Origin of the sequence: Bradyrhizobium tropiciagri (assembly GCF_001189845.1) — a bacterium.
GTDB lineage: Bacteria > Pseudomonadota > Alphaproteobacteria > Rhizobiales > Xanthobacteraceae > Bradyrhizobium > Bradyrhizobium tropiciagri.
Genome location: NZ_LFLZ01000002.1, coordinates 117,487 through 141,543, shown reverse-complemented (window position 1 = coordinate 141,543; position 24,057 = coordinate 117,487). Strand labels below are relative to the sequence as shown.

General features: G+C 63.8%; 13 protein-coding genes and 1 pseudogene (1 of these 14 only partly in view). 11 read left to right on the top strand and 3 right to left on the bottom strand.

Features of this window, described 5'->3' with window-relative positions; genetic code table 11:
- Positions 1-5: 5 nt before the first annotated feature.
- The 3 genes from AKN84_RS02355 to AKN84_RS02345 are packed head-to-tail and all read right to left on the bottom strand — an operon-like array spanning position 6 to position 2,910.
- Complete coding sequence (locus tag AKN84_RS02355; protein WP_050419177.1) at positions 6-779, bottom strand: SDR family NAD(P)-dependent oxidoreductase; 774 nt, start codon at positions 777-779, stop codon at positions 6-8.
- The gene (locus AKN84_RS02350) at positions 776-1,417 is read right to left on the bottom strand and encodes a TetR/AcrR family transcriptional regulator (RefSeq protein ID WP_050419176.1); all 642 of its coding nucleotides are present in this window, start codon (positions 1,415-1,417) and stop codon (positions 776-778) included. The genes AKN84_RS02355 and AKN84_RS02350 overlap by 4 nt, the downstream gene beginning before the upstream one ends.
- Complete coding sequence (locus AKN84_RS02345) at positions 1,414-2,910, bottom strand: AMP-binding protein (RefSeq protein ID WP_050419175.1); 1,497 nt, start codon at positions 2,908-2,910, stop codon at positions 1,414-1,416. The genes AKN84_RS02350 and AKN84_RS02345 overlap by 4 nt, the downstream gene beginning before the upstream one ends.
- Positions 2,911-3,080: 170 nt before the next feature.
- On the opposite strand from AKN84_RS02345, the gene AKN84_RS02340 reads away from it, so the two are divergent.
- The 11 genes and pseudogenes from AKN84_RS02340 to AKN84_RS02290 all read left to right on the top strand — a co-directional run.
- Positions 3,081-4,340 carry an ABC transporter substrate-binding protein gene (locus AKN84_RS02340; RefSeq protein ID WP_050419174.1) on the top strand — a complete coding sequence of 420 codons (1,260 nt, stop codon included), beginning with the start codon at positions 3,081-3,083 and terminating at the stop codon, positions 4,338-4,340.
- 96 nt (positions 4,341-4,436) lie between these two features.
- Positions 4,437-5,338: pseudogene (locus tag AKN84_RS02335) on the top strand (branched-chain amino acid ABC transporter permease).
- Positions 5,335-6,354 (top strand): branched-chain amino acid ABC transporter permease, encoded by a 1,020-nt coding sequence (locus AKN84_RS02330; protein WP_050419173.1) that lies wholly within the window; start codon positions 5,335-5,337, stop codon positions 6,352-6,354. The pseudogene AKN84_RS02335 and the gene AKN84_RS02330 overlap by 4 nt, the downstream one beginning before the upstream one ends.
- Before the next feature lie 2 nt (positions 6,355-6,356).
- Positions 6,357-7,115, top strand: coding sequence for an ABC transporter ATP-binding protein (locus AKN84_RS02325; protein ID WP_050419172.1), 759 nt, complete (start codon positions 6,357-6,359; stop codon positions 7,113-7,115).
- Positions 7,112-7,828 carry an ABC transporter ATP-binding protein gene (locus tag AKN84_RS02320; RefSeq protein ID WP_050419171.1) on the top strand — a complete coding sequence of 239 codons (717 nt, stop codon included), beginning with the start codon at positions 7,112-7,114 and terminating at the stop codon, positions 7,826-7,828. Before AKN84_RS02325 ends, AKN84_RS02320 begins: the two co-directional genes overlap by 4 nt.
- 28 nt (positions 7,829-7,856) lie before the next feature.
- A complete protein-coding gene (locus AKN84_RS02315; RefSeq protein ID WP_050419170.1) occupies positions 7,857-9,062 on the top strand; it encodes a CaiB/BaiF CoA transferase family protein in 1,206 nt (401 codons plus the stop codon).
- 16 nt (positions 9,063-9,078) lie between these two features.
- On the top strand, positions 9,079-9,855 hold the full coding sequence (locus tag AKN84_RS02310) for an enoyl-CoA hydratase/isomerase family protein (protein WP_050419169.1): 777 nt from the start codon (positions 9,079-9,081) through the stop codon (positions 9,853-9,855).
- Complete coding sequence (locus tag AKN84_RS02305; RefSeq protein WP_024582047.1) at positions 9,856-10,311, top strand: MaoC family dehydratase; 456 nt, start codon at positions 9,856-9,858, stop codon at positions 10,309-10,311.
- A 3-nt stretch (positions 10,312-10,314) separates the two neighbouring features.
- The gene (locus tag AKN84_RS02300) at positions 10,315-11,169 is read left to right on the top strand and encodes an HpcH/HpaI aldolase/citrate lyase family protein (RefSeq protein WP_050419322.1); all 855 of its coding nucleotides are present in this window, start codon (positions 10,315-10,317) and stop codon (positions 11,167-11,169) included.
- A gap of 664 nt (positions 11,170-11,833) precedes the next feature.
- Positions 11,834-14,821, top strand: a complete 2,988-nt coding sequence (locus AKN84_RS02295; protein ID WP_050419168.1) for an LEPR-XLL domain-containing protein — start codon at positions 11,834-11,836, stop codon at positions 14,819-14,821.
- Positions 14,818-24,057: the 5' portion of a hypothetical protein gene (locus tag AKN84_RS02290; protein ID WP_050419167.1), read on the top strand. It continues 18,015 nt past the right edge of the window; only the first 9,240 of its 27,255 coding nucleotides appear in the window; it begins with the start codon at positions 14,818-14,820; its stop codon lies off the right edge, out of view. Before AKN84_RS02295 ends, AKN84_RS02290 begins: the two co-directional genes overlap by 4 nt.

Genomic DNA, 24,057 nt, shown 5'->3' with positions numbered 1-24,057 from the left:
TGTCCTCAGCTGCGTGGTGCTTCCGGCAGGCCGCCATAGGCGGCCCAGGTGGTGCCCGCGATGTAGCCGGCATCGACCGGCAGGTTGATACCGGTCACGCCGCTGCTCTGCGGCGAGAGCAGCCAGGCGATCGCCTGCGCCACTTCCATCGGCTCAACGAGCCGGTTCATCGCCGTCGGGCTGGCCAGAAGGTCCTTGTTCAGCGCGCCTGACGCGATGCCGGCTTCGAGCGCCGCCGTGCGAGTGAAGCCGGGCGACACCGCGTTGACGCGCACGCCGCTACGGCCCCATTCGGCGGCGAGCGTTTGCGTGATCTGGATGACGCCGGCCTTCGCTGCGGTATACGCGTGGATCGGGCCCGATGTCATGCCGGCCACGGAAGCGACGTTGACGATTGCGCCGTGCCGCCGCTTCGCCATGCTGATGCCGACGCTGCGCGCGACCAGGAACGTGCCGCGCAGGTCGATATTGACCTCGCGGTCCCATTGCTCCATCCGCACCCGATCGATCGTGTGCATCTTGCCGAACACGCCGGCCGCATTGACGAGGCCCGCGATCGGGCCGTGCGCGTTCTCGATATCGGCGATGCCGGCGACGACGACAGCTTCGCTCGCAACATCGAACGGCGCCGGCCAGAGGATGGCGTTCGTGCCGGCCAGCGGCTCCGGCGCGACATCGACGATGACGACGCGATGCCCCTGATCGGCAAGCAGCGTTGCGGTTGCCGCGCCAATGCCGCGGCTGCCGCCGGTGACGAGGATAGTGCCGTCGGCGCTCATCGCTTCTTCCCTTCGTTGCTGTTGAACAGGCCACGCGTGACGAGCTTCTGATAGGCCGTGATCACATAATCGGGCACGGCAGTGACACCATGCTCGGAGTATGAGTAGCGCCGGCTGAGATAGCCGCGCGCGCCCATCAGCACCTGGACGATGGCCTCGAATTCCTCGTCGCTGAAAATGTTGGTGGCGCCGGCAGCGCGCGCACGCTGCAAGATACGGACATAGGCGTTCGAGATGTTGTCAAAATGCTTCTGGTAGCCGGTCGGCGCGAAGAACTCGGCCTCGTTGAGAATGCGCAGAAACTCGGGCACCTCGCGGATGAAATCGAAGAAGGCGCTGAAGCGCTCGATCTCCTGCCGGGCCTCGCTGGCGGTGCCGGTGCGCGCATGGATGAAGCGGACCATGTCGAGGCCGATCTTCGGCAGCAGCTGATCGAGCAGTTCCTGCCGGTTCTCGAAATGATTGTAGAAGGTGCCCTGCGCGACGCCGGCGGCCTCGGTGATGCGGGCGACCGAGGCTTCGGCATAGCCATACTTGCCGACGATCTTGGTCGCGGCGTCGAAGATCTTCTGCTTGGTCCAGGCGTTGCGCTCGACCCGGTTAAGCTTTGTCACCTTGGCAGGTGTCGCTGGTGTCATGCGGTGGCCTCGAGTTCGGCGCGGAGCACGCGTTTGAGCACCTTGCCGGATGGGTTGCGCGGCAGGCTGTCGCGAATGATGAGCTGCCGCGGCACCTTGAAGCCGGCGAGCCGTGCGCGGCAGAATTCGGTGAGGTTGGGCAGGTCGAGCCTTGCATCGTCGGCCAGCACCACGATGGCGACCGGCCTTTCGCCCCAGCGCGTGTCCGGCAGGCCGATCACCGCGACCTCGCGCACCCCGGGGATTTCGTAGATGACGCGCTCGACTTCGGAAGAGGCGATGTTCTCGCCGCCGGAGATGATCATGTCCTTCTTGCGGTCGGTCAGATAGAGGAAGCCGTCGTCGTCGAGATAGCCGATGTCGCCGGTGCGGAACCAATCGCCGAAGAACGCGGACGCGGTCTTCTCGGGATCTTTCCAGTAGCCCTGCGTGACCTTCGGGCCGCGCAGGCAGATTTCGCCATCCTGGCCCGCGGGCAGGCGCTTGCCCGTGTCGTCGCGGATCTCGATCTCGACATGGGCGATGGCGCGGCCGGTCGAGCCGATCTTCTCGATCTCCCGGCCGGCGTCCATGAAGGTGTCGCCGCCGCAGCTTTCGGTGAGGCCGTAGGCATCGATGTAACGCGCATTCCTGAAATAGTCGGAGAAGGCGCGGATGCGAACCTCCGGTGTCTTCTCGCCGCCGCCGATCGCCCATTGCAGGCTGGAGACGTCGTAGCGCGCGCGGTTCGGACAGGTGAGGAGGGCCGTGGTCATGACCGGCGCAAACCATGACGCGTTCAGCTTCTCGCGCTCGATCGCGGCGAGCGCCAGTTCGGGCTCGAAGCTGCGGTGAATGCAGAGCATGCCGCCGTGCCAGAGCACGGCGATGCCGGGCAAATCGAGCGCGCCGACGTGATAGAGCGGGCCGACCACGAGCAGCCGGGTGTCGGCGTTCAATCCGAGCACCAAGGTCTGGTCGGCGGATTTCCAGTAGATGTTCTCGTAAGTGAGCATCACCCCCTTGGGACGATCGGTCGTGCCCGAGGTGTACATCAGCCGCATCAAATCGCGCGGCTGGCGCACATGGATCGGTGCCGGCGCGATGTCGGGCGCGAGGTTGGTGATGCTGGACTGTGCGACTTCACCCAGCAGCACCACTGGCGCGCCACCGGTCGCGATCGCGGCGAATTCATCATCGGCAACCAGCAGCCGCGCGCCGGCATTGCCGACGATGTAGCTGACCTCATCGGCGGAGAGGCGATAATTGATCGGCAGGAAAACCGCGCCGATATGGCTCGTCGCAAACACCAGCTCGAGAAAAGCGGTGCTGTTCTTCATCAGGACGGCGACGACATCGCCGGGCGCAATCCCGCGCATCGCGAGCCAACTGCCGACCTGTCGGATCCGCAGGTCAAAGTCGGCGTATGAGACGTCCTCGCCGCGATATTTCAGCGCACAGCGGTCCGGAGTCCGCCTGGCATGAAATGCGATGAAGCTGGAAAGATTGATCATTTGCCGCTCGTCGGGCCAATTCTGGCGCCGTTTTCTCCCTAGATGAATTATGAGTCGTAGTTCATCTTTGGCTTGACGTCACCCCCCTTGCTCTGAAAACATCACGGGCATGGAGACGGAACGATCTCCGCAAGGGATTTTGGGAACGCGAACCCGACAGGGAGGGGAGTATGACGAGGACCCGGAAACCGGGCATCAGCCGGCGCTCGACGCTTGCGCTGATGGGCGCCGGTGCGGTGACCTTTGCCGCGCCATGGGTGGCGCGCGCAGAGGCCAAGACGATCAAGATCGGCATGCCGACGATTCTGTCGGGTCGCGTCGCGCAGCTCGGCACGTCCTCGCGCAACGCGGTGATGCTGGAAGTCGAGAAGGTCAATGCTGCCGGCGGCCTTGCCGGGCGGCAGATCGAGATGGTGATCCGCGACTCCAAGGGACAGCCGCAGGAAGCCGCACGTATCGCGCGCGAGCTCGTCAACACCGATGGCTGCGAGATGCTGCTCGACGGCGAGGCGTCGTCGGGATCGTTCGCGGTTCACGAGGTGGCGCGCGATCTCGGCGTGCTCTGCATCCACACCTGCTCGGAAGCGTCGTCGCTGACGGCCGATCCAAAGCAGCACATCCCGAATGCCTTCCGCTGCGTCCGGCAGGGCATTCACGACTCGATCGTCGGTGCCGGCTACGCGGCAGGGATCGCCAAGACCAAGGGCCTGAAGAAATGGGCGACCTGTTCGCCCGACTATGCCTATGGCCGCGACACCACCGGCGAGTTCGTGCTGTACCTGAAGAAGTTCGCGCCTGACGTCGAGGTCATCAGCGAGTCCTGGCCAAAACTGTTCCAGCCCGACTACACCGAGGTGGTGACCAAGATCCTGCAGGCGAAGCCGCAGGCGCTCTATTCCTGCCTGTGGGGCGGCGATCTCACGTCCTATATCGACCAGGCCAATATCTACGCGCTATTCACCCAGATGGAGGTGTTCGCGGTCAACATGGCCGACTACACCGCGCTCACGGTGGTGAAGAACCTGCCGAAGGGCATCCACTCCGGCGACCGCTACATCAAGACATTCCCGGCGACGCCGGAGAATGCGGCCTGGGGCGATGCCTACAAGGCGAAGTACAACGAGTACCCGACCAACTGGTCCTGGCAGAACGCCACGGCGGTCATGTTTCTCAACGAAGCCGTCAAGAAGGCGAACTCGACCGACGGAAAGAAGGTCGCGGAAGTCCTCACCGGGCTCACCATCAAGTGTCCGTTCGGCGCCGATGGTACCGTCACCATGCGGGCCGACGACCGCACGCTGGTCGGCTACGCGATCGGTTGGGGCACCACGATCCCGCAGGAGCCTTATGTGCCTGATGTGAAGGCCGGTGACTGGAAGACCATCTTCGAACTCGAAGCCGAGTGGAAGAAGAGCAAAGGCTACACCTGATCCACATGTCCGGCGGAGAGAGCCGCAAGCTGTCTCCGCCTTTCATCTGATGTTTGTCGCGCCGGCGTTGCGGCCCGCCGTAATGGATGATTTCTCGTGGACCTCGACGCGCTCGCCAGTTGCCTCGCCAGCCCTGCCTGTCTGGTAACGCAGACCACCAGCGGCTGATCATCGGCATGTTGCTGTTTCTCGTCGCCGTCGGGCTGACGCTGATCTTCGGTGTACTCAAGGTGGTCAATTTCAGCCACGGCGCCTTCTACATGTTCGGCGCCTATTTCGCGATGACGGCCTACCAGCTCACCGGCAGCTTTGCGCTGGCGATCCTGGTTGGCGCCGCCGGCACCGCGATCCTCGGCCTGATCTTCGAGCGCGTGTTCATGAGCCGGGTCTACGGCCGCGACGTGCTGATGCAGCTCCTGGTCTGTTACGCCTTCGTGCTGATCTTCGATGACGTCGTCCGCATGATCTGGGGGCCTGAATTCAAGTCGATGGGCATGCCGGCTGCATTTCAGGTGCCGCCGCTGTTCATCGCCGGCGGCGTGGTGCCGCCATATTATCTGCTGCTGATCGGCGTGGCGTTGGCTGCTGCCGTCGTTCTCGGGCTGGGGCTGGCGCGCTCCAGGATCGGCAAGGTGATCCGTGCGGCTGCGCATAATCCCGGGATGGTGTCGGCGCTCGGCATCAACACCGGGCTGATCTATGGCGGCGTGTTCGCGCTCGGCGGCATGCTGGCGGGTCTCGCCGGAGCGCTGGCCGCGCCGGTGCGCTCGCTGACACCGGGCATGGGTTTCTCTGTTCTGATCGAGTCCTTCATCGTCACCGTGATCGGCGGCATGGGTTCGATCCTGGGGGCATTGATCGGCGCGCTGCTGATCGGCCTGATCCGCTCGTTCGGTTCGCTCGGCTTCCCGCTGTTCACCGAGGGACTGATGTATCTCTTCATGGTGATCGTGCTGGTGTCGCGTCCGACCGGCCTGTTCGGCAAGGAGGTCGCATGACCGAGTTGCAGGCCGGGCAGGGCGCGCAAACCATGGCGCCTCCGCGGATCGACGCTAGGCCGCAGCGCTATCGTGATGTGCTGGTCGCGCTGGTGGCGTTTGTCGTGCTTGCGCTGCTGCCGATGATGTTCGGCAGCAAGCAGCTGCTCGACTTCGTGATCCGCTGCGCGGCCTACGGATTGTTCGCAACGTCGCTCAACCTGCTGGTCGGCTACACCGGGCTGATCTCCTTCGGCCACGGCATGTTCTTCGGCCTCGGCGCCTACGGCTTCGGCCTCATGATGCAGAAGACCGGCGTGGCGATCCCGGTGGCCTTCGTCGCCACGTTGGCGATGACATTTGTGGTAGCCCTCGTCATCGGTGCGATCTGCGTGCGGCTGAAGGAGATCTATTTCGCCTTCGTCACGCTGGCGTTCCAGATGCTGATCCATTCGACCATCCTGTCGTGGCAGTCGCTCACTGGCGGTGACCAGGGCCTGCGCGGCGGCATTCCGCGGCCGCCGTTCCTCGGCATCGACCTGTCGAACCATCTGCATCTCTACATCACGAGCTGCGCGCTACTGGTGATCGGGCTATACTTGATGCGCCAGATCGCGCAGTCGCCGTTCGGCTACACGCTGCGCATGATCCGCGACAACGCCACGCGGGCGAGCTTCATCGGCATCGATGTCTGGCGCGCGAAGCTGACGATATTTGTGCTGGCCGCGCTGTTCGCCGCGACCGGCGGCATGATCATGGCGCTGTTCGTCTCCGGCGCCTATCCCGAATTCGCCTATTGGACGATCTCGGGCGAGGGCATCTTCATCAACATGCTCGGCGGCGTGACCACCTTCCTCGGCCCGATGGTCGGCACGGTGCTGCTGTTGATCCTCAATGATACCGTCACCCGTCTGACCGAGTATCACGGCATCGTGCTCGGCATCGTCATCCTTTTCTTTGCCATCGGTTTGCGAAAGGGCCTGATGGACTTCGTCGTCGAATGGTTCGCCCAACGACGCGGCGAGGGGAGCGGCTAGCCATGCTGGAGATTCGCGCCCTCTCGAAATCCTTCGGCGGCGTCAAGGCGACCGATAATGTCTCGCTCGACTTCGCCGACGGCTCCCTCACTGCCGTGATCGGTCCCAACGGCGCCGGCAAGAGCACCTTCTTCAACCTGATCACGGGCGCGCTCCGACCGGACGCCGGGCAGATCCTGCTCAATGGCGTCGACATGGCAGGCAAGGCGCCGCCGGAGATCGTGCGCCATGGCATCGGTCGCGCCTTCCAGGTCGCGAGCATCTTTCCGTCGCTCACCGTCGAGGAGACGATGCTGGCTGCGGTCGGTGCCGATCAGCGCCGCGCCGCCGTGATGCATCGCCGCTTTCCATTGGCCGAGACGCGCGATCGCGCCCAGCATGCGATGGAGCTGCTCGGCCTCGCCAGCAAGCGCAACAGGACCGCGGCGACGTTGTCGCATGGCGACCAGAAGCTGCTCGATATCGCACTTGCGCTGGTGCTCGAGCCCAAGGTGCTGCTGCTCGACGAGCCGACCGCGGGCATGGGCACCGAGGAGCGCTGGCGCATGATCGACAAGGTGCGCGAGCTCTGGGAGAAGCAGAAGATCACCGTCGTCTTCATCGAGCACGACATGGACATTGTGTTCAAGATCGCGCCAGAGATCGTCGTGCTGTGCTACGGGAGAATTCTCGCGACCGGGACGCCGGATGCGATCCGCAGCAACGAAGCCGTCATCGAGGCCTATCTCGGCAGCGACGACCACGCCGGAGCGGTCGCATGAGCACGCAGCCGGTGGTGCAGGTCGAGGACCTCGACGTCTACTACGGCACCAGCCAGATCCTGTTCGGCGTCGGCCTGTCGGTGCGCAAGGGCGAGACCATGGCGCTGCTCGGCCGCAACGGCGCCGGAAAGTCGACTACCATGAAGGCGATCATGGGACTGGCGCCGGCACGCCGCGGCAAGGTCACCCTGCGCGGCCAGCAGGTGTCCGGGATGCGGCCGCATCACATCGCGCGGGCCGGGCTCGGCTTCGTGCCGGAAGACCGCCAGATCTTTCCCGAGCATACGGTCGAGGACAATCTGGTCATCGGCCAGAAGAAGGGGCCTGATGGCGAGGACGAGTGGTCGATCCGCCGCGTCTATGACGTGTTTCCGCTGCTGGAGCCGTTGCGGCACCGGATCGCAGGCCGGCTCTCCGGCGGCGAGCAGCAGATGCTGGCGATCGCCCGCACGTTGATGGGCAACCCGGTGCTGCTGCTGCTGGACGAGCCGAGCGAGGGACTGGCACCGATCATCGTGCAACGCATCGGCGAGCTGCTGCGGCAGCTCCGTGGCACCGGTGCCACAGTCTTGATCGCCGAGCAGAACATGCATTTTTGCCTTGGCCTTGCGAGCCACGCGACGGTTATCGACAAGGGACAGATCGTCTACACATCCTCCATCGAAGAGCTGAAGGCCAACGACAACATCCGGCAGCGCTATCTGGCGCTGTAGGGCCCTTCGAAACTAACGGGGAGGACAAATGGCTGGCGAACGCAGGCTGACGCCGACGCACGAGGCGCCGTATCGCGGGCTGAAAGTGCTCGATTTCGGGCAGGGGATCGCCTCGCCCTATTGCGCGATGCTGCTCGGGGTCTATGGCGCCGACGTCATCAAGGTGGAGCCGCCCGAGGGCGATTGGTCGCGCTATCTCGGCACGACTTATGGCAATCACACGACCTTGTCAGCGGTCTACAACCGCGGCAAGCGCAGTCTCTGCCTCGACATGAAGCACGAGGACGGCATCGCGATCGCGCAGCGCCTGGCGCGCGAGGCCGACGTGCTGATTGAAGGATTCCGTCCTGGTGTCGCCGAGCGGCTCGGGCTTGGCTATGAGGGCCTGTCGCGTGACAATCCCGGCCTCGTCTATCTCTCGGTCAGCGGCTTCGGGCAGAGCGGGCCGTACTCAAAGCGGCCGGGCTCGGACTCGGTGGCGCAGGCGTTCTCGGGGCTGGTCTCGGTCAATATCGGTACCGATGGTGTGCCGCACCGGGTCGGCACCACGATCTCCGACGTGGTCACCGGCGTCTACGCGTTCCAGGCCATCGCGACGACGCTTTTCGCGCGCGCGACCGTCGGCACCGGCCGCTGGATCGACGTCAATCTCTGCCAGTCGACGTCGGCGCTGCTCGGGCACAAGGTCGCCGAGTTCATCCTGGAGGGCGGTGCGCCGCGCGCGCTCAATGTGCCGGCCGGCACCTACCAGACGCAGGACGGCTGGATGATGGTGACATTGGTGAACGAGCCGCAATACAAACGGTTGTGCAATGCAATCGCGCGCGAGGATCTCGCCACCGATCCGCGCTTCGCCGACTTTGCCCGGCGCGCCGACGCGGCCGATACGCTGATCCCGCAGCTGCGCGAGGTGTTCCTGACTCAGCCGACGGATGCCTGGCTTACGGCGCTGCACGCGGCCGATATCATCGCGGAACGGATCCTCAATCCCGGCGAATGGCTGCACAACCCTCATGTCGAGGCGACCAGGGCGTCGGTCCGTCAGGATACGCCGGGCGTCGGCGCGGTCTATTCGCCGCGGACGCCAGGGATCGCGAGCGTGTCCGAGGATCACCTGTGCCCCGCGCCGGATGTCGGGCAGGATAGCCAGAGGATACTGACAGAGGCTGGATTTGGTCCTGCCGAAATCGACGGCTTCTTGCTGTCGGGCGCGGTGCGGCAAGCCAAGCGATGACAGGAGTCAAGACATCATGAGCACGGAACTCGTTCGTTACTCGGTCAGCGACCAGATCGCGGAGATCGTGCTGGATCGCGCGCCGGTCAATGCGCTCAGCATTCCCTTGATCGATGCGTTGCTGGCGGCGCTGGCGAAGGCGCGCGATGATGAGGCGGTGCGCGCCGTCATCATCAGCAGTGCTCACAAGGTGTTTTGCGCCGGCCTCGACCTCGACATCGTCAGGGGCAAGCCCGCGATCGAGACCAAAACATTCCTCGAGCGGCTGTATTTCGCGCTGAACGATACGCAGTACCGCATGGGCAAGCCGACCATTGCCGCGATCGACGGCGCGGTGCGCGCCGGCGGCATGACGATCGCGATCTCCTGCGACATGATCGTTGCGGGCGACAGCTCGACCTTCGGCTATCCCGAGATCGATGTCGGCCTGATCCCGGCGATCCACTTCGTGCAGCTGCCGCGGCTGGTCGGCAAGCACCAGGCGTTCGGCCCGCTGTTCCTCGGCGAGCCCTTCGATGCCGTAACCGCCTTTCGCATGGGGCTGCTCAGCGAAGTGGTGCCGAAGGGCACGGCACTGGAGCGGGCCCGCGAGATCGCGCGCAAGCTAGCGGCGAAATCGCCGATCGTGATGAAGATCGGCCGCGATGCCTTCATGCGCGCGGTCGATGCCGATTTCCGCCGCTCGGTGGAGAACACGGCGGAAAGTTTCGTGGTGGTCGCCTCGACAGAAGATTGCCAGGAAGGGTTGAATGCGTTCGTCGAGAAGCGGGCGCCCAACTACAAGGGACGATAGATGGCTGGATTGTATTTCGAAGAGTTCGAGGTCGGGCGGGAATTCCATCACGAGTTCAGCCGGACCGTGACGGAGATGGACAACACCATGTTCAGCCTCCTGACCATGAATCCGCAGCCGCTGCACCTCGATGCGCATTTCTCAGAGAAGACCGAGTTCGGCCAGCGGCTGTTCAACAGCCTCTATACGCTTGGCATCATGATCGGCATGAGCGTGTACGACACGACCCTGGGAACCACGGTAGGCAATCTCGGCATGACCGACGTCAAGTTTCCGAAGCCGGTCTTTCACGGCGATACCTTGAAAGCGCATACCAAGATCATCGGCAAGCGCGCCAGCAAGTCGCGGCCGACCCAGGGCATCGTCGAGTTCGAGCACACCATGACCAATCAGCGGGGTGAGGTGGTGGCGAGCTGCCGCCGCACCGGCCTAATGCACTGCAAGCCGAAGGCGTAGATGATGCGATCGTTCCTGTTCGTTCCCGGCGACAGCACCCGGAAATATGAAAGCGCCAAGAAGACCGCGGCCGATGCATTAATCCTCGACCTCGAGGATTCCATCGCGCCGGACCAGAAGGTGGTTGCGCGCGGAATCACGCGGCAGATGCTCGATGCGCGCAATCCGGAGCAGAAGCTCTATATCCGGGTCAACGCGCTCGACACCGGTCTGACGCTCGGCGACCTCGCCGCCGTGATGCCCGGGAAGCCCGATGGCATCGTGCTGCCGAAATGCGCCGGCGCCGCCGACGTCAACAAGCTCGCGCTCTATCTCGATGCGTTCGAGGCTGCCTCCAGCATCGAGCAGGGCACCACGCGGATCGTCACGGTCGCGACCGAGACGGCGCGGGCGGTTCTCAAGATCCTCGATTTCGAGAACATGAGCCCGCGGCTCTGGGGTATGATGTGGGGCGCGGAAGACCTGGCTGCTTCGCTCGGTGCGACCCGCAACCGCACCGATGGCCGCTATCACTCGCCGTTTATTCTTGCCCGCGATCTCTGCCTGGTCGGCGCGGCCGCGGCCGGCGTCGTCGCGATCGACACCATCGCCACCGACATCAACGATCTCGACGCGCTGAAGGCGGAGGCGATCGCTGCGCGGCAGGACGGCTTCCTCGCCAAGGCCGTGATCCATCCCAAGCACGTCGATGTCGTCAACGCGGCCTTCATGCCGACCGACGAGGAGATCGCTTGGTCGGAGCGGGTGATCGCCGCGTTCGCCGATAATCCATCGGGGGTCGCCAAGATGGATGGCAAGATGCTGGACAAGCCGCATCTTCGCGCCGCCGAGAAGATCCTGGCGTCGCGCAGGAAATAGTCAGCGGTCGGGCTCGATCAGCGCGCCGTCCGAGATGAGGGTGACAACGGCGGTTGCGCTAGATGCGCTGATCCCCGCTGCGATCGCGGGTCGTACCGGAACCGAAGACTTCGCGCATGCACCTGTTGTGACTGTGTGATCACGAGTCACTGAGCGCTTTGATCAATCGAGAACTTCAAGAAAATCAAATGATCGACAGTAACTTCTAAAACCTGCAGTAGCGGCGACACGTTGCTGACGAGCTGGCTCTCTTGCCGTGCGTCTGTCTTGCTCGGGTGAATTCGAGTGTGAACTGCCTCTCACTGGCGCGAAAAAAATTCGATGAGCGCAACGGTGCTTGTGGACGCGAAGGCGACGTGTCATAGTTTTGTTGCCTCGTGTTGCTAGTCCTACTCTATGCTTTGCTACTTTTAGTAAATTTGAAAGCCGCCGGCTCGTTGTTCGTAGAGGGCGCTGCTATGAATGTTTTTCTCAGTTTTTCCGATCTCGGGTTTTCATCCCGACATCAGCCGTACGTTGAATCGGACAGCCTCAAAATCAGAGGCGATCTCCTGGAATCAGTCAGTCACTAAGTCGTTTCCCCCGGACGTGTATTTGCCCAGGGGTTGTCGTTGCGTGAGTTTCTTTCTGCGCCGTCAAGTCCATTTCCAAATGGAGCATTCCAATGGGTATTCATTGGCGCTGGAACAAGGAAGCCTCTAAGCGCTCCCCGTTCGAATCGCTGCTCGACAAGGTCGTGCGCGAATTATTTCCCGAACGATACAAAAGGAAGCCCAGGCGGGGCGGTGCATCGCGCCCGGTGGCCCAGCCGCGGCGGCAGACCTTCACGCTGGAAGCCATGGAGCCACGTCTTCTGCTGTCGGCCGACATTTCCTACTCGTCGCTCAGCGTTCATGATTTCACGCTCAAGGCGGTCGGCAATACGCTCACTCTGGTCGATACTGCGACAAATGCTTCGGAAGGCAGCAAGGCGCTCGGCTCAGGCGACAACACGGTCAGCATCGCGCGGTCGCCGACAGGGGATTTCATCCAGGATATCATTCGCATCGACGTTGATATGCTTTCGACGCTCGACGGCACCATTGGGGCCGGGCACACCCTGACGATTTCGTTCGATGGCGGCGACCAACGCTTCAACGGAGACACCGTCACGCTCGAGAACCGGGAGGCCGGGAGCGGGTACGTCGGCTACAACCTTGCCGTCACCACCAATTCGCATATCACGTCGAGCGCCTCCGTTAACGTCACCGGCGATTTGACCCTGGAGTCGAAGGATACCGCGGGGAACGCTGATGCCGGCGCGGGTCTTCTGGCCAATGCCGATACCGGGATTACCCTGAGCGGTGCCACGCTGACCGCCAGCCACAACCTGACCCTGACCAGCGACTCGACCGTCACTGTCAGTCCGACCGACGGCGATGGCTCGCATACCGGCGACACCAGTTCCATCAGCGATGCCTCCATTGTCGGCTTCATCAACAGCAACCTCGGCAATCTCACCAACGAAACCGGCGTGTCCCTGGTCACCAGTTTCTCGCACGCCACGATCGACATTGGTGGCGGATCGCAGCTGAGCGCGACGAGTGGTGACATCAAGATCCTGTCCTCGGTCGACGGTAGTATCGAGACCAACACGGCCAACGCGAGCCGGGCAGTGACGATTGCCGTTACCGCCGGAAAGGCCGATCCCAACGTGACGATCCACGGTCTCGGCACATTGCTGACCGCGGGCGGCAAGATCGACGCCACCGCGACGACGAATTTCACCAAGTTCGATGTTGCGGCAACCTCGAAGGGCAATTCTGATACCAAGTTGGACGGCGCGGTCGCGGTCTCGGTGTTCAACGCCGGCGCCACACTGGACGTTTCGGACAGCGCCAAGCTGAACGCGACCGGCGCGACGACGCTGACCGCCAGCAGCACATTGCCGATGACGGTGAAGGGCGACGCCAGCACCGGCGGCACGGCCGGCGCTGGCGTTGCGGTTGCGGTCGTCCTTGGCGATACGACGGCGTCGGTGACCGGCGGCGCCGAGATCGACGGCAGCGCGGTGACGCTGGCCTCGTCGTCGAGCCGCACGATCACGACGACGGCCGATGCCTCGGGCCAGGGGTCGGACTCCAGCATCGGCGACAAGAACGCAAGCGAAACCGCGCTCAGCAACAACAAGGCGGCGACCAGCGACGGCTCGATCAACATCGCCGGGGCGGTCGCGGTCACGGTCGACAACGGCAAGACCTCGGCCTCGCTGGTCGGCAGCACGATCAACGCGGGCGGCGGCGGCGTCATGATTCTGGCGACCCCGGTAGATGTCGTGACGACCGCGGCGGATGCCAGTTTCACCAACAATACCACGTCGACCGGCGTCGGGGTCGCGGTCGCGATCAATATCGCCGACGAGCGCGATAATACAGCGTTTGTCGGCGGATCGAGCAGCATCACCGCCGGGTCGCTGACGGTGGCCGTGGGGGCGCTCAACAACGGCGTGCCCGATCCGGGTTCGCTTGCCCAGAGCAGCTTCAACGCCATTGCGGTCGCCGGCGTCAGCTCGAAAGACAATGGCGTCGCCGGCGCGTTCGCGATCAACGTCATCATTGGCGAGAACGAGGCCTATGTCGACAATGCCGCCAGCGTGACGCTGACCGGCAGCCCCAATGTCCTCATCGAGGCCGATGCCAATATCAAGGAGTTCGCCAAGGCGGTGCCGGTTGACGGTGGTGCCACCGGCGGCAAGCTCGGGGTCGGCGCCTCCGTGGCGGTCGATTACAGCGAGGATACGACAGCGGCCTATATCGGCGACAATGCGACGCTGACCGGCGCCAAGAATTTGTCGCTGAACGCGACGTCGGCGCACGGCATGACGACCTTTGCGCAGAACGGCGCCACGGCGAGTTCCGGCACTGGCTTGACGCCGGTGGTGGCGATTTCCGCCGCAAACAACGACGCCTATACGACGATCGGCATCGGCACCGGGCTTATGGTTGGCGGCGATCTCAAGGCGAGCTCGACGCTCACCGACACCGTATCCACCACCGCAAGCGGCAATACCGACGCCAACACCGGGATCGGCGTTTCGCTCGCGCTGTCGATTGTGAACGATGATTCGACGTCAACGACCAAGCAATGGTTGACCACCGGGGGCGTCGCCTCGTTCGTGTCGAGCGCGTTCTCGGGCAGCGAAAGTACCGCGAAGGCAAGCGTCAAAGGCGGCCAGAAGAAGAGCGAAAATCCAGGAGATGGTGGCGACACCACATCCGCCGACGACAAAAAGAACGCGCAGCAGGGCTTCGCCGCCGGCGCCGCGAAAAACGATGGCGCGAAGAAGAGTGACAGCACCAAGAACGCATCCTCGCCGTCGGCCACCAGCGGCGATGGCGGCGTGAGCGTCGCCGGCGCGATCGCAATCAATCTTGAGAATGCGTCCTCGGTGGCGTCGATTCCCGATGGCATCCACGTTACCGCGACCAACATGGTCGCCGCCAAGTCCAGCAACAATTCCGACGGCCACGCGGTGGCGGACGCCTCGGCCAGTAGCGGCGGCACCGGGGTCGGTGTCGCGGTTGCGGTCAACCGCAACGAAATCACCAATCAAGGGTTCATCGGCAATAACACGGTGATTACAGGCGGCGGCCTCGACGTCGAGCGACCATGACCGACCGTGTGGTCAAGGCACCGGTGATCGGGACGCCCAACGTCGTCGCATTGGACAGCTCGACCGACCCGACGTTCCAGAAGGATTCGATCTATCTCGGCTTCAATTCCGGTCTGAAGACCGGAGACGAGGTGAAATACCAGGCGGATCCCAACAGCGCGAACAACACTGCGATCACCGGGCTAACCGACGGCAAGAGCTACTTTGTCAACGTCGCGGGCGACGGCACCGTCCGCTTCTACGGCGACGGCAGCGGCAATGACAACGGGTTAATCGACGCCGAACTCGGCAGCGCCAACTTCAACAAATTGACCGGGGCCGGCACCGGCACCCAGCAGTTCCTTAAATATGTCAACGGCTCGCCCGATAGCGCAAATCCGTTCAAGTTCAGTGCCGCCGGCACCGCGGCGGCCAATCTCGTGTCTACGGATGACGACCCGAGCGCATCGCTGTTCCAGCGCAATTCGATCTTCGTCGGAAAGGATTTCGGTCCCAAGAGCGGCGACAAGGTTCAATATTTCAGCGACAACCCTCTCACCAACGACATCGGCGGCCTGTCGACCGGCACGACCTACTTCGTCCATGTCAACGGCGACGGCACGATACGTCTTTACAACACCAACAAGGCCGATGCCGAGGCGGGTGGTGATACCGGCCTGGTCAAGCTGACGTCGCAGGGCAAGGGGACGCAGCGGTTCGCGCCGATCATCACGTTCCAAAACGTCGATATTCCGAACCTGTTCTCTGACGCTAAATTCGATGAAGGCGCTAGTGGCGGCGCGACCGTAACCTTGCTCAATCTCGGTGGCAGCCAGTTGCGCGCCGGCGATCCCGTCACCTACGACGCCAAGGGCGGAGCCGCGATCGGCGGTCTCGACGGCACCGGCGGGACGACCTACTACGCGATCGACCTCGGCAATGGACACTACCAACTCGCGGCATCGCGCGGCGACGCCTATAGCGGCAAGGCGATCGCGCTGAGCGGCGCCGGCAACGACAACCAGGTGCTGCATGATCTCGCAGACTCGTCCCGTGCCGACGCGACCTCGGGTGCGGCTGGCGCCGATGCCGGGATCGGGATTTCGGTGGCGGTCAATGTCGTCGACAACAAGACCGAGGCGGTGATTGGCCTGAGCCCGACATCGGTCGGTCATGCCGATCCGGTTGGACCGAGCGGCGCAGCGCTCAAGATTGGCGGTGACGTGTCGATCATCGCGACCGCCAATGAGGCAAACCTCGCCACCGCCAAGCCTCACGGCGAGTCGGACGGCGACAAGGCGGGCATCGGCGGTTCAGCCGGTGTCAACGTTATGACCAACACCGTCAACGCCACGATCATTGACGGCACGGGATGGACCGGCTCGGCCGGTCAATTCACGGTCGCGGCGACGGCAACGGATTCCGCATTCACCCATGGCGAGAATGCTGCCAAGTCCAGCGGCGGCGCTGCCATTGGAATCGGGGCTGCGGTGATCGTCGCACACGATACGACGACCGCCTACGTTGGCACCGATGCGCTGGGCGGCAACGGCATCAGCGCCGCCGGCGACGTGTCGATCACGGCGTCGCAAACCACTGACTTCAAGACCGAATCGGATGGCGATGCGGCCGGCAAAAGCGTCGGGCTCGGCGCGTCGGTTTCGGTCGCCGTGGTGGCGGAGAATGTCAGTGCCGAATTGGCACGCACGATCACCACTTCGGGCGGCGCTTTCACGCTGACCTCGACCGCCGCCGTGACCAGTGACGCGGAAGCCACCGCCACGGTCAAGGGCGCCGATTCCAACGATTCCGGCGGGAATGCCGACGGGCAGGCCAACAAGCAGGTGAATGGGGGCAACTCCAATACCAGCGGCCAGTCACTGCCTTCGGCCAGCAACAGCACCGGCGACGCGCAGGGCAAGAACTCGAAGGAAGGCGGCGCCAGCGATGCCAGCGGCATCGGGCTAGCCGCCGCGGTTTCGGTCAATGCGCTGACCTCGAACAACAGCGCGACGATCAGCCATGGCGCCGGCGTCACCGCGACGAACAAGGCGGTGACGATTTCGGCGCAGGCCCAGAACCGTGCCATCGCCAAGGGCGTCGGCGCGGCACTCGCCACGGATGCCGACGTCCAGATCGCCGCCGGCGTATCGGTCAATGTGGTCAGTGCCACCAACAAAGCGCGGGTAACCGGTGCGTCGTTGATCAAGGGCAGCGGCGTCACCATTCAGGCAATCACCCCCAACGGGACCACTGACGATTTCATTGCCTGGGGTGCGGCTGTCGCGGCGACGACCGGCAACAACGCGGTCGGCTCCTTCGCGGGGTCGGTCGGCATCAACATCGTCAATCAATTCGACACCGAAGCCTCGACGGCCGCGGGCTCGCACATCGAGTCGAGCGGCACGGTGAACCTGACGGCGAACGAGAATCTCGATCCCCAGACCCTGGCGGCGGCCGCAGCGGTTTCCAAGGATGGCACTGGATTCGGCGCCACCGTCGACGTGACGGTGTTGCACGCATCGACGACGGCATTCATAGGCGGTGACGCCGATGCGGCCGGCGCCATCATGGTCGAGGCCGATGCGCACCTGCTGCCGACCAAGCTCGACGTTCCGAAAATCCCCGACGTGGTGAAGCCGGAGGTGACGTCGCTGGCAGTCGCCGGTTCTGGCTCGAAGGGTGGCTCCGCGATCGGCGGCTCGTTCATCGTCAATGACTTCAACGTCGATGTCGACGCCCATATCGGTGGCGGCAAGATCAATCAGGCGGGCCTCTATACGCCGAGCGGCGATGTCAGCGTCAAGGCGGTCAACGAAACCAAGATCACCAGCATCGCTGGTGCCTTCGGCATCTCGCTCAGCGGCTCGGCGGGCCTCGGCATCGGTCTTGACGTCGAGATCCTGAACAAATCGACCAAGGCCTTTATCGATGGTGGCGCAACGGTGTCCTCGGGAGGTGCCGTCAGCGTGACGGCGGACTCATCCGAGACCATGCTGTCGGTCGCCGGCACGGCCGGCTCGGGTGATTCGATAGCGCTGGTTCTGTCGGCTGCGATCGCCGATATCCATCCAACGACAGAGGCCTATATCGGCGACTCCGCGACCGTGCACGCCAATGGCGGCGGCGTGACCGTGAAGGCAACCAGCGCCTTCCAGACCACGATGATCGCCGGGGGTGTCGGCATCAGCGTCAACGGTTCGGCGATCGGTGTTGCGAATACCACGCTGGTGCACGGTGCCACGACGACGGCCTATGTCGGACCGAATGCGACGGTGACGTCGGCCGGCATCATGAGCGTAACGGCACGGGCCAACGAGGACATCATCGCGATTGCCGCTGGCGTCGCTGGCGGCGGCGGCTCTGCCGGGGTGGCGGGATCCGCTGCGGTTGAGGTGTTGAACGAGGCAACGACTGCCGATATCGGCCACAGCTCCAATATTAAAGTAACCGGCGGCGGCGACCTGCTGGTGACTGCCAGCGATTTCACAGGTCCGAACGCCGACCCCTCGGACACCGAGCCGAGCGGCGGCATCATCTCCGTCGCGGGTTCCATCGGGGCCAGTGGTGAGGTAGGTGTTGGTGTGGGCGCCGATGTCGGCGTCATCACCAAGAGCACCAACGCCTTCATCGACTCTGGCGTCATCGCGACGGTTGATAACAATATCGTCGTCAAGGCCGAGTCGAGCGAAGACCTGGTTTCGGTTTCCGCCGGCATCGGTGTTGGCGGGACGGCGGGCGTTGCCGCCAACGCCGACGTTCACGTGTTCGACCTCACGACGCGCGCCTTTATTGGTGATGACCCGAACAACGCGTCAGGTGCCGGTGCTGGCAACGTCCATGCCACCGGCAGCGTCGTGGTGTCGGCCAACGACGTCAGCAACATCAACGAGATCGTCGCGGTGGTGGCGGTGGGCGGTGAGGCCGGCGTCGGCGCCGCCGCCGGGGTCGACGTCTACTCCAAGGATACCGAAGCGTTCATCGGCTCGGGTGCCCTCGTCACGGGTGACGGCAAGAATGGCACTGGCCTGACCGTCAATACCGGCATCATCAACATTCCGCCCGCAGGAGCGGCCAACAATCCGTTCAACGTCAACGATCCGACCGGGCAGGGCATCGAGACCAGCGGAATCGACCGGAACCAGCTGTCCAATCCGAGTGACCGCCAGGCGCTCCGCGCCAAGGGCGCGGTTCATACGCCGCATGTCGGTAGCATGGACCTCAGCAAGAACGGCGGGGACGATGTCAACAGCAAGGATCCGTCGCTGAGCGGCACGCGCGTCACCTCGCTCGACACCCAGGGCAATTTCCACGGTGTCGCGATCGCCGCGACCAACCAGGACGAGATTCGCACCTTTACCTTCGCCGTCGGCGGCGGGACCGTGGGTGTTGCGGTGTCGGCCGGGGTCGATGTCGTCAACGCGACGACGCAGGCCTATGTCGGCGACCACGCCAAGGTCAATAGCGATACGACCAGCGCCTCCACCAGCCAATCGGTGCTGGTCGGCGCAGGCGATGATTTCTACCATCTGGCGGTTGCGGGCGGCGTCGGCGTCGGCGGCGTGGGTGTGGCGCCAGCGGTCGGCGTCAACGTCATCGGTGATACCACCAAGGCCTATGTCGATACCAGTGCGACCGTCAATGCCTTGAGCGACATCGAGGTCGTCGCCGGTGGCAAGGAAGACGTCGTGATGGTCGGCTTTGGCGTCGCCGCGGGCGGGGTCGGGGTCGGCGGCGCCGTCGACGTGCTCAGCATCAACAACCAGGTCAAGGCTTCGATCGGCGATTCCGCCAAGGTCTACGCCGGCGGCGATGTCGATGTTTTCGCCAACGACAAGACCGACATCTTCGAATTGTCCGGCGCGGTCGGCGCCGGTGCCTCGGTCGGCATCGGTGGCTCGGTCGGTGTGATGCTGGTGACCAAGGACACCGAGGCGACGATCGGTGCGTCGGCGCAAGTCGATGCGTTGGGCAACAGCGGCGGGCGCGGCGACCTCTTGGACGGCAACATCGCTTCCAGCGATTTTGAAACGACATCGACTGGTGCCTCGCATTTCAACGCCCATGGCGTTCTGGTGCAGGCAACATCGCAAGAGAATATCCTGCACATCGTGGCCGCGGCCGGTGCCGGCTATGTCGGCGTCTCCGGCGCGGTTGGCGTGACCTTGGTCAATGTCGAGACCGACGCCGTCGTCAACGCCAATGCGCTGGTCGATACGCTGCATCAGGCGCAGGCCAATGCGGACCAGAGCGTCTATGTCGATGCAGGCGACAAGGTCGGCATCCAGACCTATATCGTTGGCGTTGGTGCCGGCTTCGTCGGCGTGGCCGGCGCGGTTGACGTCGGAACGCTCAATAACAATACCAAGGCCGAGGTCGATGGCGGCGCGCAGCTCAAGGCCAAGGCCGACATCGAGGTCAACGCTGTCAATATCAAGAATGTCACCGGCTTTGACATCAGCGGCGCCGGCGGATTTGTCGGCGTCGGCGGCGCGGTCAGTGTGTGGTCGATCGGGCAGAAGATCGATTCGACCTATAACGACCAAGCTCACCATCAGTTCGCGGCCAGTACCGTCAGCACCGCCAACAGCACGATCGACTACGGCAGCGACAACGACGCATTCTCGACCGGCACCGAGGTCATCTATCACGACGGCGGCGGCACCGATCTGAGTGCCCAGCTGATCGACGGCAAACACGCCTTCGTTCGCAATCTCGGCAGCGGAAAGATCGAACTGTTCGATACCTATGCCCACGCCGTGGATACGAATTCCAGCGTTGGCCAGTTGCTGTTCTCCTCATCCGGCAACGACAATCAATATCTCGTCAGCACTGCCAGTGCGACCCAGGCAACCACCCATTCGTTCCAGACCGGCAACGTCACCACCGGCGCCAACAGCAACATCAATTTTGGCAACGATCAGAAGGCCTTCCCGACCGGGGCCGAAGTGGTTTATCACAGCGGCAGCGGTCAAGATCTCGGCAGCCTGCATGAGGGCAACCACGCCTTCGTGCGCGATCTCGGCAACGGTGTCATCCAGCTCTATGACACCAGCGCCCACGCCAACGACACGCTACACACGACGGGGCTGATCCAGTTCACGTCGTCGGGCAATGACGACCAGTACCTTACCGGCGCGCAAGACAGCGCCGACAGGAATGCGGGGGCGCAGGCGCAGAGCGGCACCGGGGCAGCGACGACCGGCATCGGGAATTTCACGAATAGTGTCGGGTTTGACGCAGGATCAGCCGTCGAGTTGCCATCGAGCACCCTGAATCTCGGCACGTCGAGCGGCCTGTCGACCGGTGACCTGGTAACCTATTTCCACGGCACCGGCGGCACTGACATTGGCAACCTGCACAATGGACAGCAGTATTACGTCCGCGATACCGGGGGGGGCCACTTCGCCTTCTACACCAGCTACAGCGATGCTCTGAATAACCAGAATCAAATCCAGTTCTCATCGGTGGGCGCGGGCGCGGTCCAGGTTCTTCAGCAGAACGCCAATTCGAGCAACAGCCGGGTCAACGCCGGCATGCAGGAAGCCCTGTTAGGCAATGGCGGCCATATCCATGGCATCAACGAGGAGGCGCCGACTCAGTCGAGCATCAGCGCCATCGAGAACCAGACCCCGGCGCCTCCCGGCACTTCAGCGATCATCCATTCGGCAACCTCGCTGACCGCGGGCGGGGCCATCGGCGTCAAGGCGAACGAGATCGACACCATCACCATCGTGTCCGGCCAGGTGGCTGGCGGCCTGGTCGGCGCTGGTGCGGCGATCGCCGTGCTCAACGTCGCCGACAATGTCACGGCGGCACTGGGTGGTACGATCTCAGCCGGCGGCGCGGTTTCGGTCAACGCGATCTTCAACGAAAACGTTCAGGTCACGACTCTCGACGCCGCAGCCGGCGCGGTTGCGCTGGGTGCTGCGGTCGCGGTGGTCAACGATCACAGCGCGACGCAAGCCAGCCTGTTCGACTCGACCGAGATCGATAATGCGGCCTCGGTGACCGTAGATGCGGATGCGACCCGCATATTCACGCTGACAACGGGCCATATTGGCGCCGCGGCGGTGGCCGTCGGCGTGGTGTTTACCGATCTGACGGTAGACCACGACACCACGGCCAGTGTAGGCGATAGCGCCAACATCGGCGAGTTCGGCACCGTCGGCGCGGTCACGGTACACGCTACGGCCGACGTCGAGGCCACGGTGAATTCCGACATGTTCGATTTCGGTGCGGCTGCCAGCATCGATGCGTCGTTCGCCTTCACCACCGTGACGCCGAATGTCGTCGCCTCGATCGGCGACAAGGCATTCATCAACTCAACCGGTCCGGTCAGTGTCATCGCAGATACCAGCAAGATCAGTTCCGATGCCGAACTGATCGGCGTTTCGGTATCCTTCGGGATTTCGGCCACCGGCATGCTCGCGGAGTCGACAGTCGGCGGCAAGACGCAGGCGTCGATCGGTTCGAATGCCGATATCACGTCATCCGGAGTGGGCACGACGCCAGGATTGGAGGTCGACGCAACCGACGAGAACAATGCTGCCACCGGCAATCTCGTCATGGTCTCGGTTGGCACGATCGCCGCCTCGGGCGCGGTGGTCAACGCCACGGTCAGCCGCGATACACGGGCATCCGTCGGCAATGGCAGCAAGATCAAGGACGGGACCTCGGCGGTGGATATCGACGCGACCTCGACCAACAACGCCAAGGCGACCGGCGGAGGCCTGAGCGGTGGTGCCATTTCGCTAACCTTCGAGGCTGCGTTCGCCAATGTTAACGGCACTACCGCCGCGTCGGTGGGGGCGAGTGGCGACGTGACCGGGGCACTTCAGGTCAAGGCGCTGGACCACAGCACGGCGACCCCCGAAACCAAGGTGCTAGGCATCGGTGCATTCAGCGGCGCCGGCGCGGCCTCGCGCGCGGTCATGAACCGTACCGTCGAAGCCTATCTCGGCAATGCCACGGGATCGAATCCAGCGGCTTCGTCGACTTTCAAGTTGAACGGATCGGCGGACGTCGAAGCAACCGCGTATGAGACGGCGGTCCTGGTGTCAGAGGGATTGAGTGCCGGCGGCATCGCCTTTGCGCTGGCGCTGCCGACCGCCGAGATCGATGGCGTCACGCGAGCCTATATCGGACCGGACACCATCGTCGACGGCAGCAGCCACAATAGCCCGGTCACGTTGAAGGCCAGCGACACCAGCGACGCCGAGATCACCGGCAAGGGCGTCGGCGTCGGCCTCGCGGGCGTGGCGGTGGTGATGCCGAGCGCGACCATTGCCCGCAACACCCAGGCGTTCATTGACAACGGGGGCGGCGCCCTCACGGGCAGCGCAACAGTCCTGATCGACTCGGTGGCCGACGACACCGCCCATGCCGACGCCACGGGCGGCGCCGGCGGCGGCATCAGCATCGCAGCGATGCTGCCTACGGCGGCGATCGGCGCCACCACGGTGTTCGACCACAATGCCGTTGACTCGGTCGGCCACACAATCCAACTCGGCAACACCATCGGTCTGACCACCGGCAGTGCGGTGGTCTACGACAATGGCGGCGGTGACAGCATCCAGGACCTCAGCAACGGCAGCCGCTATTTCGTCGGCTTCGTTGGCAACAGCAACAAGGTCAAGCTCTACAACAGCGCAAGCGATGCGATTGCCGGCATCAACGCGATCGCCATTCAAGGCGCGGCCCATATGTCGGACAGCCAGTCGCTGAGCAATGCCGACGTCGGCGCGGTGGACGCCTTCATCGGCACCGGTGGGCAGATCAGCGCAGGTACCTTGCAGATTACTGCGCATACTCTGCATCGCGATGCCAGTGCGACGGCCGACGTTGTCAGCATCGGCATTGCCGCTGGCGCCGGCGTCGATGCGATCGCCGTGGTTACGGGGGCAGTCAACGCCTTCGTCGGCGGCGGGTCGACGATCAACGTCGCCGGTGCGGTCACCATCAAGGCCGACTCGGCGGCTCAGCCGACCTCGGCGGCCGACGTCGGCAGCGGTGGTGCGATTTCGGTCGGCATCATGACTTCCGAGGTTGCACTGATCGATGCGACGTCGGCTGCGATCGGCGACGGGACGAAGATTACCAACGCCGGCAGCTTGGACATCGAGGCGCACGACACCACCTCGGCCTCGATCACCGGCACTGTGTCGGGTGGCGGCATCGGCGCAGGCCGCGGCGCATCGACGGTGGCGACGGTCAATCCGACGATCACGGCCGTCATCGGCAAGAACGTGACTGCG

Coding starts and splice junctions, on each gene's coding strand:
- AKN84_RS02355 (WP_050419177.1), bottom strand. CDS start 779: ATGAGCGCCGACGGCACTATCCTCGTCACCGGCGGCAGCCGCGGCATT.
- AKN84_RS02350 (WP_050419176.1), bottom strand. CDS start 1,417: ATGACACCAGCGACACCTGCCAAGGTGACAAAGCTTAACCGGGTCGAG.
- AKN84_RS02345 (WP_050419175.1), bottom strand. CDS start 2,910: ATGATCAATCTTTCCAGCTTCATCGCATTTCATGCCAGGCGGACTCCG.
- AKN84_RS02340 (WP_050419174.1), top strand. CDS start 3,081: ATGACGAGGACCCGGAAACCGGGCATCAGCCGGCGCTCGACGCTTGCG.
- AKN84_RS02330 (WP_050419173.1), top strand. CDS start 5,335: ATGACCGAGTTGCAGGCCGGGCAGGGCGCGCAAACCATGGCGCCTCCG.
- AKN84_RS02325 (WP_050419172.1), top strand. CDS start 6,357: ATGCTGGAGATTCGCGCCCTCTCGAAATCCTTCGGCGGCGTCAAGGCG.
- AKN84_RS02320 (WP_050419171.1), top strand. CDS start 7,112: ATGAGCACGCAGCCGGTGGTGCAGGTCGAGGACCTCGACGTCTACTAC.
- AKN84_RS02315 (WP_050419170.1), top strand. CDS start 7,857: ATGGCTGGCGAACGCAGGCTGACGCCGACGCACGAGGCGCCGTATCGC.
- AKN84_RS02310 (WP_050419169.1), top strand. CDS start 9,079: ATGAGCACGGAACTCGTTCGTTACTCGGTCAGCGACCAGATCGCGGAG.
- AKN84_RS02305 (WP_024582047.1), top strand. CDS start 9,856: ATGGCTGGATTGTATTTCGAAGAGTTCGAGGTCGGGCGGGAATTCCAT.
- AKN84_RS02300 (WP_050419322.1), top strand. CDS start 10,315: ATGCGATCGTTCCTGTTCGTTCCCGGCGACAGCACCCGGAAATATGAA.
- AKN84_RS02295 (WP_050419168.1), top strand. CDS start 11,834: ATGGGTATTCATTGGCGCTGGAACAAGGAAGCCTCTAAGCGCTCCCCG.